12 protein-coding genes are annotated in these 14552 nt (G+C 61.2%); 6 read left to right on the top strand and 6 right to left on the bottom strand.

Annotation, left to right across the window (positions count from 1 at the left end):
- Window positions 1-189: 189 nt before the first annotated feature.
- From PSH90_RS13735 to PSH90_RS13715, 5 genes are all read left to right on the top strand, one after another.
- Window positions 190-1569 carry a UDP-glucose 6-dehydrogenase gene (locus PSH90_RS13735; RefSeq protein ID WP_056785994.1) on the top strand — a complete coding sequence of 460 codons (1380 nt, stop codon included), beginning with the start codon at window positions 190-192 and terminating at the stop codon, window positions 1567-1569.
- Between the two features lie 234 nt (window positions 1570-1803).
- The gene (locus tag PSH90_RS13730; protein WP_305380782.1) at window positions 1804-2982 is read left to right on the top strand and encodes an MFS transporter; all 1179 of its coding nucleotides are present in this window, start codon (window positions 1804-1806) and stop codon (window positions 2980-2982) included.
- 156 nt (window positions 2983-3138) lie between these two features.
- Entirely contained in the window at window positions 3139-3825 is a 687-nt protein-coding gene (locus PSH90_RS13725; RefSeq protein ID WP_252880110.1) for an HPP family protein, read from the top strand.
- 240 nt (window positions 3826-4065) lie between these two features.
- A complete protein-coding gene (locus PSH90_RS13720) occupies window positions 4066-5172 on the top strand; it encodes an enoyl-CoA hydratase/isomerase family protein (RefSeq protein WP_305380781.1) in 1107 nt (368 codons plus the stop codon).
- A 3-nt stretch (window positions 5173-5175) separates the two neighbouring features.
- Window positions 5176-6327: an acyl-CoA dehydrogenase family protein gene (locus tag PSH90_RS13715; protein ID WP_041480377.1), complete on the top strand. Its 1152-nt coding sequence runs from the start codon at window positions 5176-5178 to the stop codon at window positions 6325-6327.
- Between the two features lie 91 nt (window positions 6328-6418).
- Here PSH90_RS13715 and PSH90_RS13710 read toward each other — a convergent pair whose 3' ends face one another.
- From PSH90_RS13710 to PSH90_RS13685, 6 genes are all read right to left on the bottom strand, one after another.
- Window positions 6419-7192: an enoyl-CoA hydratase gene (locus PSH90_RS13710; RefSeq protein ID WP_024012950.1), complete on the bottom strand. Its 774-nt coding sequence runs from the start codon at window positions 7190-7192 to the stop codon at window positions 6419-6421.
- A gap of 15 nt (window positions 7193-7207) precedes the next feature.
- Window positions 7208-8335, bottom strand: a complete 1128-nt coding sequence (locus PSH90_RS13705; RefSeq protein WP_305380780.1) for an acyl-CoA dehydrogenase — start codon at window positions 8333-8335, stop codon at window positions 7208-7210.
- Window positions 8336-8477: 142 nt separating this feature from the next.
- Window positions 8478-9671, bottom strand: a complete 1194-nt coding sequence (locus tag PSH90_RS13700) for an acetyl-CoA C-acyltransferase (RefSeq protein ID WP_305380779.1) — start codon at window positions 9669-9671, stop codon at window positions 8478-8480.
- Window positions 9672-9683: 12 nt separating this feature from the next.
- Window positions 9684-10445, bottom strand: a complete 762-nt coding sequence (locus PSH90_RS13695) for an SDR family NAD(P)-dependent oxidoreductase (RefSeq protein WP_041480381.1) — start codon at window positions 10443-10445, stop codon at window positions 9684-9686.
- A gap of 18 nt (window positions 10446-10463) precedes the next feature.
- On the bottom strand, window positions 10464-12128 hold the full coding sequence (locus PSH90_RS13690; RefSeq protein ID WP_305380778.1) for an AMP-binding protein: 1665 nt from the start codon (window positions 12126-12128) through the stop codon (window positions 10464-10466).
- 291 nt (window positions 12129-12419) lie between these two features.
- Entirely contained in the window at window positions 12420-13436 is a 1017-nt protein-coding gene (locus PSH90_RS13685; protein ID WP_252884204.1) for an AraC family transcriptional regulator, read from the bottom strand.
- 273 nt (window positions 13437-13709) lie between these two features.
- On the opposite strand from PSH90_RS13685, the gene efeU reads away from it, so the two are divergent.
- The gene (efeU, locus tag PSH90_RS13680; protein WP_041480384.1) at window positions 13710-14549 is read left to right on the top strand and encodes an iron uptake transporter permease EfeU; all 840 of its coding nucleotides are present in this window, start codon (window positions 13710-13712) and stop codon (window positions 14547-14549) included.
- The last annotated feature ends 3 nt before the right edge of the window (window positions 14550-14552 follow it).

The following is a 14552-nucleotide window of genomic DNA, read 5'->3' as shown; positions in this document are numbered from 1 at the left end:
AATGAAACGCAAAAAACGGCATGACTCGATGACAAGGGTTACCGCGAAAGGCCGACAACCTGCCGTTCGAGGCGGTAAAAGTCAATCGGGCATTCCCCGAACGGTCTGTTTGCTGATTCTTCAGCAGTAGGCGAACTGAAACATCGCGCTCTTATGTTCAGTGCAGGGAACTGCGAGCAGGAGTGCGGCATGAAGATCACGGTGTTTGGCAGTGGTTATGTCGGTCTGGTGCAGGCGGCGGTGCTGGCCGAGGTCGGTCACGAGGTCGTGTGCATGGATGTCGACGCGCAGAAGATCGAGCAGTTGGGCCAGGGGCACGTCAGTATTTACGAGCCGGGGCTGGCCAGTCTGGTGCGTGAAGGCCTGGATTCGAAACGCCTGCAATTCACCACCGATGAGCGGTTTGCGGTGTTGCATGGGCGTGTGGCGTTCATCGCGGTGGGCACGCCGTCACGCGAGGATGGTTCGGCGGACCTGCGCTACGTCCTCTCGGTTGGCGACGCGATTGCCCGACATCGCGAGCAGCCATTGATCGTGGTGGAAAAGTCCACGGTGCCGGTGGGCACGGGCGACGCTTTGCGCAGCCACATCGAAAAGGCCCTGATCAAGATTGGCCGCCTGCTGCAATTCGATATTGTCTCCAACCCGGAATTTCTCAAGGAAGGTTCAGCGGTTGCTGATTGCCGGCGACCGGATCGCATTGTCATTGGTTGCGAAGGCACTGAAGTGCGCGATGTGATGCGCGATCTGTACGCGCCGTTCAACCGCAACCATGACCGCATCCTGTTCATGGACTTGCGCAGTGCCGAGCTGACCAAATACGCCGCCAATTGCATGCTGGCGACCAAGATCAGCTTCATCAACCAGATCGCGGAACTCGCCGAGCACCTGGGCGCAGATATCGAAGCAGTGCGCCAGGGCATCGGTGCCGATACGCGGATTGGCTATCACTTTATCTATCCGGGTTGCGGCTACGGCGGTTCGTGTTTTCCCAAGGACATGCGCGCGTTGATTCACAGTGCCGAGCAGGCACATTGCTCCAGTGATCTGCTGCAAGCGGTCGAGGCGATCAACCAGCGCCAGAAGCACAAGCTGTTCGAGCGCATCAACGTGTTCTACCGGGGCGATTTGCGCGGCAAGACCTTTGCCCTGTGGGGCCTGGCGTTCAAACCCAACACCGACGACATGCGCGACGCGCCGAGCCGGGTTCTGCTCGAAGACTTATGGGCTGCCGGTGCCAGCGTGCGCGCGTTTGATCCGGAGGCCATGGTCGAAACGCAAAAGCTCTATCCAGATGAGTCGAAGCTGATGTTGATGGGCACGCCGGAATCGGTACTGGCCGGCGCCGATGCGTTGATCATCTGCACCGAATGGCAACAGTTCAAGGCCCCGGATTTCGAGCTGATCAAACAGCGCCTCAACAGCCCGGTGATCTTTGACGGCCGCAACCTGTACGACGCCGAGCGCCTGGCGCGCAATGGCTTTCAGTATTTCCCGATGGGGCGCGGTGAGTCTTGCAAGTTGCCGATCACCTTGCGGCAGTGGCCGGCAGCGTCTGATGTAGCCTGAACTGGCTCGCTGGTGGCCAGTGATGGCAGTGGACTGCACACAGACCCTGTGGGAGCTGGCTTGCCAGCGATGACGGAATATCAGCCGATTCAAATGTTGCCTGACACACCGCAATCGCTGGCAAGCCAGCTCCCACAGGGACAATGTGCATGGGGCGATGGGGGTTGACCGGTGGCGGCTGCCCAGAGAGGATGGCGTTCGCCCACGCTTCCCGAATAAGGACATTCCCCTTCCGTGGCCATCTATTCGCCGTTTATTCGCCGGTTGATGATCAGCTCGCTGACCGTGGTAATCAGTCGTGCTCTGATCAGTCCGTTGCTGACGCTGTTCCTCAGCAACAAGCTTGGCCTCGATCCGCAGGATGTCGGCTTGCTGCTCGGCATCGCCGTGTTCAGCGCAACATTGCTGTCGCTGTACGGTGGCTACATCATCGACAAGCTGGACAAGCGGCAGTTGCTGATCCTGGCCATGCTCTCCAGCGGTATCGGCCTGATCCTGCTGACCTTCGCGCAGAATCTGTATGTGGTCACCCTGGTGCTGATCATCAGCGAAACCGCGTCGGCGCTGTTCCTCATCGGCTCCAAGGCGATCCTCAGTGAAAACCTGCCGGTGGGCCAGCGGGTCAAGGCGTTTTCCCTCAATTACACGCTGACCAATATCGGTTACGCCGTCGGCCCGATGATTGGCGTGGTGATTGCCGGGGTGCAGCCGTCCGCGCCGTTCATCGTTGCCGGTGCGATCGCCATTGGCAGTATTTTTCTGCTGCTCGGCGCGACCAGGGATGCCAGTCCGATAACATCCGGCAGTGCGCCGCAAAGTTTCCTCGACACGCTGATGATCCTGAAAAACGACCGCACCATGGTGCTGTTCACCCTTGGCTGCCTGCTCAGCACGTTGGTGCACGGGCGCTTCACCCTGTACCTGTCGCAATACCTGCTGGTCACCCACACCCAGCAACAAACGCTCGACACCATGGCCGCCCTGCTCGCCTGCAACGCAATCACGGTGATCCTGCTGCAGTACCAGGTGGGTCGCTGGCTCAGTCGCGAACACCTGCGTCACTGGATTGCCGGCGGCACCGCGCTGTTCATCGTCGGGTTGATCGGTTTCAGTCTGGCGGACAGCCTGCTCGGCTGGTGCGTGGCGATGTTCATCTTCACCCTGGGCGAGATGATCATCTACCCCGCCGACTTCCTGTTCGTTGACACCCTCGCCCCGGAGGCACTGCGCGGCAGTTACTACGGCGCGCAGAACCTGTCAGCGCTTGGCGGGGCTGCCAGCCCGGTAATGTGCGGGTTTCTATTGATGCACACGCCTGCGCCGAGCATGTTCTACGCCCTGAGCGGTTTGGCGGCGCTGGGTGGATACCTATGCTTCGTCAGCGCTCGGCGCACCGCTTCAATGCAAAAATAGTGCACTAAAACTGCATTTATATGAATTTGTCAGCATCGATTTTGATCGGCAAACTACGCGCGTTCCTCCCCCAATGTTGGAACGCTTCTAGGGCTTTCCGGATTTGCCGGACAAGTCCTTTTTTTTGCCCCGGATTTTGTAAAGGATCAGTTCTACATGCTTGCTCGCTGGTTGCCCGCTGCCATCAACACCCGCCCCACTGAATGGAGCCGTGCCGCGATCGGCATGGGCCTGGGCACGCTGTTCAGCGTGTGGATGTGCGCGCAGGTGTTCGGCCATGACGTTGCGTTTCACCTGGTCGGCCCGCTCGGCGCTTCGGCGGTGCTGCTGTTCGCGGTGTCCTCAGGCGCCCTCGCCCAGCCATGGTCGATTCTTGGCGGCTACCTGTGTGCTGGCGTGGTCGCCTTGCTGGTCGCCCATGTTCTTGGCCGTACGCTGGGCAGCGCCTGCCTTGCTGCCGGCATGGCGGTGATTCTGATGTGCTGGCTGCGTTGCCTGCACCCACCGGCCGGCGCCTTGGCGTTGACGCTGGTGCTGGCCGACCCTGCGACCATCGCCATGGACTGGAAAGCCATGGAGCCGGTGATGCTCGGCGCCCTGTGCATGCTCGCCAGCGCGCTGGCCTATAACAACCTGACCCGCATCCGCTATCCGAAACGCGCTGCTGACCCGGCTCCGCCAGTGGTCCCGATCGATAGCCAGGCGATCACCGCCGCAGACCTGAAACTGGCGCTGGCCGACATGGAAGCCTTCATCGACGTCACCCCCGAAGACCTCGAACGCCTGATTCACGCCAGCGAACTGCACGCCAAGCGCCGCAGCATTACCGAAACGTTCAGATGATCCCTTTGTAGGAGCTGACGAGTGCAACGAGGCTGCGATCTATTGATTTCAAAAAACAAGATCAAAAGATCGCAGCCTCGTTGCACTCGTCAGCTCCTACACGGACAGCGGCGCTAAGAGAAAAACGCAGATTCCCCCTGCACATATCCCCGTTGTACACGACAAATTTGCACTGTTACGATCCGCTAACGCCCGCGCGCGGGCTTTTCGAATAAAGACAATAAAAGCAGGGAGTTACAGATGACAGCTCAGGCTTCATCCCGGCGGACCCCGTCCATGGATGCCATGCAAAACGACGTGCTGGCCGAGGTGCGCAACCATATCGGCCACCTGACCCTCAACCGCCCTGCGGGCCTCAATGCAATCACCCTCGACATGGTGCGTCTGCTGCAACAGCAGCTCGATGCCTGGGCGTCTGACGCCGATGTGCACGCCGTGGTATTGCGCGGCGCTGGTGAAAAGGCCTTCTGCGCCGGTGGCGATATTCGTTCGCTGTACGACAGCTACAAGAGCGGCGACACGCTGCACGAAGATTTCTTCGTCGAGGAATATGCCCTCGACCTGACCATTCATCACTACCGCAAACCGGTGCTGGCCTTGATGGACGGTTTCGTCCTCGGCGGTGGCATGGGCCTGGTGCAAGGCGCCGATCTGCGTGTGGTCACCGAAAAGAGCCGTCTGGCGATGCCGGAAGTGGCCATCGGTTATTTCCCTGATGTCGGCGGCAGTTACTTCCTGCCGCGCATCCCCGGTGAGCTGGGGATTTATCTGGGCGTCAGCGGCGTGCAGATCCGCGCGGCCGATGCGCTGTACTGCGGCCTCGCCGACTGGTACCTGGACAGCAGCAAACTGGCGCTGCTCGACGACAAGCTCGACCAGATGGAGTGGCAGGACACGCCGCTCAAGTCGCTGCAGAACCTGCTGGCCAAGCACGCTGTGCAAACCCTGCCGGATGCGCCGCTTCAAGCGTTGCGCCCGGCCATCGACCATTTCTTTGCCCTGCCCGACGTGCCGAGCATGATCGAGCAATTGCGCGCCGTCACTGTCGCTGACAGCCATGAATGGGCGGTCACCACGGCGGATCTGCTGGAAACCCGCTCACCGCTGGCCATGGCCGTGACCCTGGAAATGCTCCGTCGCGGCAGACATTTGAGTCTGGAGAATTGCTTTGCGCTGGAGCTGCATCTGGACCGCCAGTGGTTTGCCCGTGGCGACCTGATCGAAGGCGTGCGCGCCCTGCTGATCGACAAGGACAAGTCACCGCGCTGGAACCCGCCGACCGTCGCTGAGCTGGACGCTGCGCAGGTTGCGAGCTTCTTCCATGGTTTTGATGAGAGCGGGAGCTGAGTCATGCACGATCTCGAACTGACTGAAGAACAAGTGATGATCCGCGACATGGCCCGGGATTTTGCCCGTGGCGAAATCGCGCCCCACGCCCAGGCCTGGGAAAAGGCTGGCTGGATCGACGACGCCCTGGTGGCGAAGATGGGCGAGTTGGGCTTGCTCGGCATGGTTGTGCCGGAAGAATGGGGCGGCACCTACGTCGATTACGTCGCTTATGCGCTGGCGGTTGAGGAAATCTCTGCCGGTGACGGCGCGACCGGCGCGTTCATGAGCATTCACAACTCGGTCGGCTGCGGCCCGGTGCTCAACTACGGCAGCGACGAACAGAAACAGACCTGGCTGGCCGATCTGGCCAGTGGGCAGACCATCGGTTGCTTCTGTCTGACCGAACCCCAGGCCGGCTCCGAAGCACACAACCTGCGCACCCGCGCCGAACTGCGCGACGGCCAATGGGTGATCAACGGTGCCAAGCAATTTGTCAGCAATGGCAAGCGGGCGAAACTGGCGATCGTCTTCGCGGTAACCGATCCGGATCTCGGCAAAAAAGGCCTGTCAGCGTTTCTGGTGCCGACCGACACACCGGGTTTCATCGTCGATCGCACCGAACACAAAATGGGCATCCGCGCCTCCGACACCTGCGCGGTGACGCTGAACAACTGCAGCATCCCCGAGGCCAATCTGCTCGGCGAACGCGGCAAGGGCCTTGCGATTGCCCTGTCCAACCTTGAAGGCGGACGCATCGGCATCGCCGCGCAGGCATTGGGTATCGCCCGGGCTGCTTTTGAAGCGGCGCTGGCTTATTCGAAAGACCGGGTGCAATTCGACAAGCCGATCATCGAGCACCAGAGCATCGCCAATCTGCTGGCTGACATGCACATGCAGATCAACGCCGCGCGGTTGCTGATCCTCCATGCAGCGCGGCTGAGGACGGCGGGCAAACCATGCTTGTCCGAGGCTTCGCAGGCCAAGCTGTTCGCATCGGAAATGGCCGAGAAGGTGTGTTCGTCGGCGATCCAGATTCATGGCGGCTATGGCTATCTGGAGGATTACCCGGTCGAGAAGTACTACCGCGATGCGCGGATTACCCAGATCTATGAAGGGTCGAGCGAGATACAGCGGATGGTGATTGCGCGGGATTTGAAGAACTATCAGTTGTAAAAGCTTCGCGAGCAGGCTCGCTCCCACATTGGACGGTGCAGATCCTGTGGGAGCGAGCCTGCTCGCGAAAGCGTCAGCTTAGGCACCGCATCTATTTGCCTTGGAATGCAGCCTCACGCTTGGCAATAAACGCCGCCATCCCTTCCTTCTGATCCTGCGTCGCAAACGCGGCATGAAACACCCGGCGCTCGAAACGCACGCCCTCGGTCAGGTTGACCTCGAACGCGCGGTTGACGCTCTCCTTGATCATCATCGCAATCGGCAGTGATTTGCCGGCAATCACCGCCGCGACTTTCAGCGCTTCATCAAGCAGCTCATCGCTTGGCACGATCCGCGCGACGATGCCGCAGCGCTCGGCTTCCACCGCGTCGATCATGCGCCCGCTCAGGCACATTTCCATGGCTTTGGCTTTGCCCACGGCGCGGGTCAGGCGCTGGGTGCCGCCCATGCCCGGCAGCACGCCGAGGTTGATTTCCGGCTGGCCGAATCTGGCGTTGTCGCCAGCCAGGATGAAGTCGCACATCAGCGCCAGTTCACAACCGCCGCCGAGGGCAAAACCATTGACCGCGGCGATAATCGGCTTGCGGCGGTTGGCCACGCGATCGCTGTCGCTGAACAGATCGTCCATGTAGATCTGCGGATAGGTCAGCTCAGCCATTTCCTTGATGTCGGCGCCGGCGGCGAAAGCTTTTTTCGAACCGGTGAGGACGATGCAGCCAATGTGCGCATCGGCTTCCAGCGTATCGAGGGCGTGGTTCACTTCGCTGACCAGCTGCGCGTTCAGCGCGTTCAGCGCCTGCGGCCGGTTGAGGGTGATCAGGCCGACGCGGTCGCGGGTTTCCAGCAGAATCGTTTCGTAAGTCATGAATAAAATTCCTTGTCAGAGATTGCGCGAAATGACCATGCGCTGAATGTCGCTGGTGCCTTCGTAGATCTGGCAGACGCGCACGTCGCGGTAGATGCGTTCCAGCGGAAAGTCGTTGAGGTAACCGTAACCGCCAAGGGTTTGCAAGGCCATGGAGCAGACCTTCTCAGCCATTTCCGAGGCGAACAGCTTGGCCATCGACGCCTCGACCAGCGCCGGTTGGCCGCTGTCACGCAAGGCTGCGGCGTAATGCACCATTTGCCGGGCGACGGCAATTTGCGTGGCCATGTCCGCCAGGCGAAACGCTACGGCCTGATGCTCGATGATCGGCTTGCCGAAGGTGTCACGCTCGCGGGCGTAATCACGGGCGGCTTCGAACGCGGCGCGGGCCATGCCGACGGCTTGCGAGGCGATGCCGACGCGGCCGCCTTCGAGGTTGGCCAAGGCGATCTTGTAGCCCTCGCCCTCCTCGCCGAGGCGGTTGGCGACCGGCACTTTCACATCTTCGAAGAGGATCTGGCAGGTGTCGGACGCGTGCTGGCCGAGTTTGTCTTCGACCCGCGCGACCTTGTAGCCTGGGGAGTCGGTCGGCACGATAAACGCGCTGATCCCGCGTTTGCCGGCGCTCGGGTCGGTCACGGCAAACACGATCACGATGCCGGCGTTCTGCCCGGAGGTGATGAACTGTTTGCAGCCGTTGAGCACGTAGTGATCGCCTTCCAGGCGGGCGCGGGTTTTCAGGCTGCTGGCATCGGAACCGGCCTGCGGTTCGGTCAGGGCGAAGGCGCCGAGCATCGCGCCGCTGGCCAGCGGTTTGAGGAAGCGCTCGCGCTGATCGTCATTGCCGAACTTGAGAATCGGCACGCAGCCGACCGAGTTGTGCACGCTCATGATCGTCGAGCAGGCACCGTCGCCGGCGGCGATTTCTTCCAAAGCCATGGCGTACGCGAGGTAGCCGGTGTCACAGCCGCCCCACTGCTCCGGCACGAGCATGCCGAAGAAGCCCAGCTCAGCCATCTCGGCGATGGCTTCCCTGGGGAAACGGTGCTCGCGATCCCAATCGGCGGCGAACGGCTTGAGCCGTTCCTCGGCAAACTGCCGGGCCATGTCGCGGATCTGGGTCTGGTCTTCGTTGGGGATCATGGTGATTCCTTGAAATCTGAGTACGACATTGAACCCTGTGGGAGCGAGCCTGCTCGCGAAAGCGGTGTATCAGTCACGCATGTGCCGGCTGAAACGACGTCTTCGCGAGCAGGCTCGCTCCCACAGTTGATCGGCGATGCCTTCAGTAAACGCATTCCACAGCCATGGCCGTGGCTTCGCCGCCGCCAATGCAGATCGCTGCAATGCCGCGCTTGAGTTGTTTCTGCCGCAGCGCCGCGAGCAACGTCACCAGAATCCGCGCCCCCGAGGCGCCGATCGGATGGCCCAGCGCGCAGGCGCCGCCATGCACATTGAGCTTGTCGTGGGGAATCTCCAGGTGCGTCATCGCCGCCATGCCGACCACGGCAAACGCCTCGTTGACTTCAAACAGATCCACCTGATCCAGCGCCCAACCGGTCTTGTTCACCAGTTTCTTGATCGCGCCAATCGGCGCGGTGGGAAACAGGCCCGGTGTATCAGCGAACGCAGCATGCCCATGGATCACCGCCAGCGGCTTGAGGCCCAGTTGCTGCGCGTGAGACTGGCGCATCAGCACCAGCGCCGCCGCGCCGTCGGAAATCGAGCTGGAGTTGGCTGCGGTGACCGTGCCGCCCTCGCGGAACGCCGGTTTCAGCGAGGCAACCTTGTCGAGTTTGGCTTTTGGCGGCTGCTCATCGTTGCTGATCACCACCTGCTCTTTGCCGACGGTCACCGTCAGCGGAACGATTTCGTCGGTGAAGCTGCCATCCTTGATCGCCTGTTGCGCGCGGGTAGTCGAGGCAATGGCGAAAGCATCCTGCGCTTCGCGGCTGAAGCCGTTGGCCTCGGCGCAATCCTCGGCGAAGGTGCCCATCAGGCGGCCCTTGTCGTAGGCGTCTTCGAGGCCGTCGAGGAACATCGAATCGAGCACGCGGCCATGGCCCATGCGATAGCCGGCGCGGGCGCGATCGAGCAGGTACGGCGAGTTGGACATGCTTTCCATGCCGCCGGCGATCACCACGTCGGCGCTGCCGGCAAGCAGCATGTCGTGAGCCATGATGGTGGTCTGCATGCCCGAGCCGCACATCTTGTTGACCGTGGTGCAGCGCGTCGATTTATCCAGCCCGGCGCCGAGTGCGGCCTGACGTGCCGGCGCCTGGCCGAGGCCGGCGGGCAGTACGCAACCAAACAGCACTTCATCAACCGCGTCGCTGGCGACACCGGCGCGTTCGACCGCAGCCTTGATCGCCGCCGCGCCGAGTTGCGGTGCGGTAAGGCTTTTCAGTTCACCTTGAAAACCACCCATCGGCGTGCGGACAGCGCTGACGATAACAATCGGATCATTGGACATAGTCATGACTAATCCTCCTTACTTGGCGGCCATGCGCAAGGCGCCGTCGAGACGGATCACCTCGCCGTTGAGCATGCTGTTTTCGATGATGTGGCGCACCAGCGCGGCGTATTCGGCAGGCTTGCCCAGACGCGGCGGGAACGGCACACCAGCGGCCAGCGAGTCGCGCACTTCCGGGGTCATGCCGGCCATCATCGGCGTTTCGAAAATGCCCGGTGCGATGGTCATCACGCGGATGCCGAAGCGCGCCAGTTCGCGGGCGGCTGGCAGGGTCAGGCTGGCGATCGCGCCTTTGGATGCCGAGTACGCAGCCTGGCCAATCTGACCATCAAACGCTGCGACCGAGGCGGTGTTGATGATCACGCCACGCTCGCCGTCAGCGTTGGCTTCGCTCTCGGCGATCGCCGCCGCAGCCAGGCGCAGCATGTTGAAACTGCCGATCAGGTTGACGTTGATCACTTGCGCAAAGCTGCTGAGCGCGTGCGGGCCGTTCTTGCCGAGAATTTTCTCGCCGCGAACGATGCCGGCGCAGTTGATCAGGCCGTTGAGGCTGCCAAATGCGGCAACGGTCGCCTGCACAGCGGCTTCGGCGGCGGCTTCATTGCTGATGTCGGCAACCACGCTTTGCGCACCCAGGCGCTGAGCCTGAGCGGCGACGGCTTCGGCGTTCATGTCGACCAGCATGACTTTTGCGCCGGCACTGACCAGCAATTCAGCGCTGGCGGCACCGAGGCCTGACGCGCCGCCGGTGACGATAAAAACCTTGTTCTCGATCTGCATGACGGTGTTTCCTTGGATTCAAGCTGAAACGTTGTGCGCCGCGGCCTCTTGAGCCTTGGCGATTTCCTGGTTGCGCAAGATAAAGCGCTGCAATTTGCCACTCGGGGTTTTGGGCAACTCGCTGACAAATTCGATTTCACGCGGGTACGAATGCGCGGCCAGACGCTTGCGCACGTGTTGGCGCAGCTCTTCGGCCAACTCCGGCGCGGCGCGGTACTGCGCGCTCAGCACGACAAAGGCTTTGACCAGTTCGGTGCGTTCCGGGTCGGGCTTGCCGACGACCGCCGCTTCGACCACGGCCGGGTGTTCGATCAGGGCACTTTCCACGTCGAACGGGCCGACGCGGTAGCCCGAAGTGGTGATCACATCATCACTGCGGCCGACGAAGCTGATGCTGCCGTCCGGATTCCACTCCACGGTGTCGCCGCTCAGGTAGTAGTTGCCGACGAAGGCCTTGGTCGGCGCGCCTTCGTAACCGCCGAACCAGCACATCGGCGACTGCGGGCGGTCGATGGCGAGAATGCCGGGTTGACCGACGCCGAGTTCGTTGTACTGGTCATCGAGCACGACAATGCGATGGCCCGGCGAAGCGAAACCGGCCGCGCCGACATGCACCGGGTGCTCGAGGCCGTGATGATTGCACAGCACCATGCCCAGTTCGGTCTGGCCGTAATGATCGTGAATGACCACGTCGAGGTTATCGGCGAACCAGCGGATCACTTCCGGGTTCAGCGGCTCACCGGCGCTGCTGACGATGCGCAGTTTGCCCTTGATCGATCTGGCGAACTCATCGCCACCGGCAATCAGCAAACGATAGGCAGTGGGCGAGCCGGTGAGATTGGTAATGCCGTATTTGTTGATCACCCGGCAGGTGCTTTCGAGGGTGAACGGGCCATCATAGAAGGTAATCGGGTGCCCCAGCGCCAACGGCCCGGTGACGCCGAAATAGATGCCATAGGCCCAGCCCGGATCGGCGACGTTCCAGAACGCGTCTTCGGGGCGCAGGTCCACCGTATCGCGGGTGTAACTCTGGAAGGCGACGATGGCTTTGAGCGGCACTGACAGCGCTTTCGCCGGCCCCGTCGTGCCCGAGGTGAACATCAGCAGGAACGGGTCTTCGCCGGTCAGCAATACCGGCTCGCAGACATTGGAATAGTTGGCCAGCTCAGCCCAGAAACTGAAATCACCGCGAACAATGCCCTGACCTTTGGCGCCGGCCACGGTGACGATGGTCGGGCATGCGCTGACTTCATTGAGCTTGGGCCGATTGAACGCATCGGTGACCACGATTTTAGCCCCCGAGCTGTTCAGGCGGTGCTCTAGCGCTTTCGGCCCGAATGCGGTGAATAGCGGCTGATACACCGCGCCGATGCGCCAGGTGGCGAGCACGGTGATGAGCAATTCGACGTTGCGTGGCAGCAGGCCAGCGACTTTATCGCCCTTCTGCACGCCCTGGGCGAGGAGGAAATTGGCGAAACGCGCGGCTTTGTCTTGCAGATCAGTGAAGGTGTAAGTCGCACTTGAGCCGTCGCGACCTTCCCAGAACAACGCAATGCGCCCGGGCAAGGCATGGCGGTCGCAACATTCAACGCAGGCGTTGAGTGCCGCCAGCGTGCCGCTGAGCGACGCATCGACGGTGTGCTGATAGTTGAACTGTTCGGTGGCAGACAAGTAATCGCGCATTGCCAGAATCCCTCGGTGTTTTTATTAGGCTGGGAACCGTAAACAACACAGGGATAGTCGCGCCGCGCGGGCCTTGGGGCAATGGTCAAAGCTATCAACGTGGTTGACTGGTTTGGCCAAGAGGTTGCGGCCGCATGCCCTGTAGGAGCTGACGAGTGCAACGAGGCTGCGATCTTTTGATCTTGATTTTTACCATCAAGTACAAGATCAAAAGATCGCAGCCTTCGGCAGCTCCTACAGGGGAACGCATTTCCAAAATGAGGGAGCGAGCCTGCTCGCGAAGGCGTCGGGTCAGACCACCTCATTGAGGATCAGTGTGCGGTAATGCCCCGGGTTCGACCCCGACCACTTGCGAAACGCTTTGTAGAACGAACTGGCATCAGCAAAACCCAGCCGTGCAGCAATCTCGACAAAACTGATCGAAGGCTCCGCCAGCCAAGTAATCGCCAGCTCTTTGCGCACGCTGTCTTTCAGCCCCTGATAAGTCTGCCCTTCCTCGGCCAGACGCCGGCGTAATGTCGACGCGGACATGCACAGTTGCTGGGCCAGCGCCTCGGTTTCCGGCCATTGCTCGGCGGGGAGCTGCCGCAGATCCTGCTTGATCCGGCTGGCCAGGCTGTCGGGGTCGCGGTACTTGACCAGAATGTTGGCCGGCGCCTGGGCGAGAAAGCGCTTGAGTTCTTCGGCGCTGCGCTTGATCGGCAGATCGAGGCAATCGGCGGAAAAGATCATCCGCGTACGTGGGCGTTCGAAGCGCAGGTTTTCCGAAAACATCACCCGATAATCGTCGATGAAGTCCGGTTCCGCGCAGCGCAGTTCAATCGCCAGAATCGGAATCCGCCGCCCGGCCAGCCAGCACGCGACGCCGTGCACGATCATCCAGTAAGTGAAATAGGTGAAGGCGCGGCGCGGTTCGGCGTCGTCTTCGAGCAGGACGATTTCCGCAAGGCTCTGCTGATGCACCAGTTGCGCCGGCAGTTTTTCCAGCATCAGCGACAGGAACGTCAGACCAGTATCCAGCGCCGCCGCCAGCGTCGGTTGCGCCATGGCGCTGCGACACAAAAACGCCAGGCTGCCGGATTTGAGCGGGCGCGGGTCCATGCCGAAGAACTCGTCATCACCGCGTCGCGCCAGCAGGCGCCAGAGTCTGGCGTATTGCGAGGCCGGCACCCTGCCCTCATCGGCCGCTAACAAAGCCGGATCAATGCCGACCTTGGTCAACGCCTCATCCGTTGCCGCACCCGGGGCACAACTTTGCAGCAGCGCTTCGCGCACCAGTTGAATGGCAATGGTGTCTTTTTCTGCCATGGAGCGAGGTGAACCTTGTTGTTTTTTGGGTGGTGGGCATCTTAACCCAGCTGCTGAAGTCATCGCAGGGCCAATGTGGGAGCGAGCCTGCTCGCGAACGCGATGCGTCAGATAAAGAAATGTCACAGGCATACCGCATTCGCGAGCAGGCTCGCTCCCACAGGAATCACAGTCGTTCAGCTAAGGTTCAGCTAAATGTCAATGAATGCCATTTGGGAATGAGTGTCATTATGTTACAACTTAGCCTCCTATCTAAATCGCTGTGGCTAGCCAATGCTCGTTCCCTTTTTGATCATGTTGCGCGAAGGCATCGAAGCCGCGCTCATCGTCGGCATCATTGCCAGTTATCTGCAGCAGACCGGCCGCGGTCAATGGATGCCGGCGGTGTGGATCGGCGTCTTCCTCGCTGCTGCCCTTGCGCTGCTGGTCGGCGGTGGCCTGGAGCTGGTGAGCGCTGAATTCCCACAGAAGCAGCAGGAGTTGTTCGAGGGCGTGGTCGGTCTGGTCGCCGTGGGCATCCTCAGTTCGATGGTGTTCTGGATGCGCAAGGTCGCGCGGTCGATCAAGCACTCGCTGCAAGCCTCGCTGGATCAAGCGCTGACGCAATCCAGGCATCAGGTGATTGCATTGATCGCCATGGTTTTCTTCGCCGTCGCTCGCGAAGGCCTGGAAACCGTATTCTTCCTGCTCGCCGTGTTCCAGCAAAGCGAAGGCCCGGGCGCGCCGATCGGTGCCCTGCTCGGCCTGATCCTGGCGGTGATCGTCGGTTTCCTGATCTACAGCGGCAGCATGCGCCTGAATCTGTCGGCATTCTTCAAGTGGACCGGATTGTTCATCCTCGTGGTCGCCGCCGGAATACTCGCCAACTCGGTGCAGGCGCTGCATGAAGCCGGGCTGTGGAATCACCTGCAAACGGTGTTGTTCGACTTCAGCGCGACGCTGCCGATGGACGGCCCGCTGGGCTCGGTGCTGGCCGGCATGTTCGGTTACCAGGATGCGCCGACCGTCAGCACCCTGGGTGCGTATCTGATTTATCTGCTGCTGGCGCTGGTGATGTTCTTCATGCCCGCGCCGCGCCAGGCGACGCCAACGACTTCCGTTTCCAGCCAATAAGGC

The sequence above is a fragment of the Pseudomonas sp. FP1762 genome, assembly GCF_030687105.1.
GTDB classification, from domain to species: domain Bacteria; phylum Pseudomonadota; class Gammaproteobacteria; order Pseudomonadales; family Pseudomonadaceae; genus Aquipseudomonas; species Aquipseudomonas siliginis.
Note: the sequence above shows the minus strand (reverse complement) of the source record. Positions and strands in the feature narration are given on the sequence as shown.

What these genes read in the sequence shown, in the direction of transcription:
- PSH90_RS13735 (WP_056785994.1), top strand. Translation starts at nt 190, where the DNA reads ATGAAGATCACGGTGTTTGGCAGTGGTTATGTCGGTCTGGTGCAGGCG.
- PSH90_RS13725 (WP_252880110.1), top strand. Translation starts at nt 3,139, where the DNA reads ATGCTTGCTCGCTGGTTGCCCGCTGCCATCAACACCCGCCCCACTGAA.
- PSH90_RS13720 (WP_305380781.1), top strand. Translation starts at nt 4,066, where the DNA reads ATGACAGCTCAGGCTTCATCCCGGCGGACCCCGTCCATGGATGCCATG.
- PSH90_RS13715 (WP_041480377.1), top strand. Translation starts at nt 5,176, where the DNA reads ATGCACGATCTCGAACTGACTGAAGAACAAGTGATGATCCGCGACATG.
- PSH90_RS13710 (WP_024012950.1), bottom strand. Translation starts at nt 7,192, where the DNA reads ATGACTTACGAAACGATTCTGCTGGAAACCCGCGACCGCGTCGGCCTG.
- PSH90_RS13705 (WP_305380780.1), bottom strand. Translation starts at nt 8,335, where the DNA reads ATGATCCCCAACGAAGACCAGACCCAGATCCGCGACATGGCCCGGCAG.
- PSH90_RS13700 (WP_305380779.1), bottom strand. Translation starts at nt 9,671, where the DNA reads ATGACTATGTCCAATGATCCGATTGTTATCGTCAGCGCTGTCCGCACG.
- PSH90_RS13695 (WP_041480381.1), bottom strand. Translation starts at nt 10,445, where the DNA reads ATGCAGATCGAGAACAAGGTTTTTATCGTCACCGGCGGCGCGTCAGGC.
- PSH90_RS13690 (WP_305380778.1), bottom strand. Translation starts at nt 12,128, where the DNA reads ATGCGCGATTACTTGTCTGCCACCGAACAGTTCAACTATCAGCACACC.
- PSH90_RS13685 (WP_252884204.1), bottom strand. Translation starts at nt 13,436, where the DNA reads ATGGCAGAAAAAGACACCATTGCCATTCAACTGGTGCGCGAAGCGCTG.
- efeU (WP_041480384.1), top strand. Translation starts at nt 13,710, where the DNA reads ATGCTCGTTCCCTTTTTGATCATGTTGCGCGAAGGCATCGAAGCCGCG.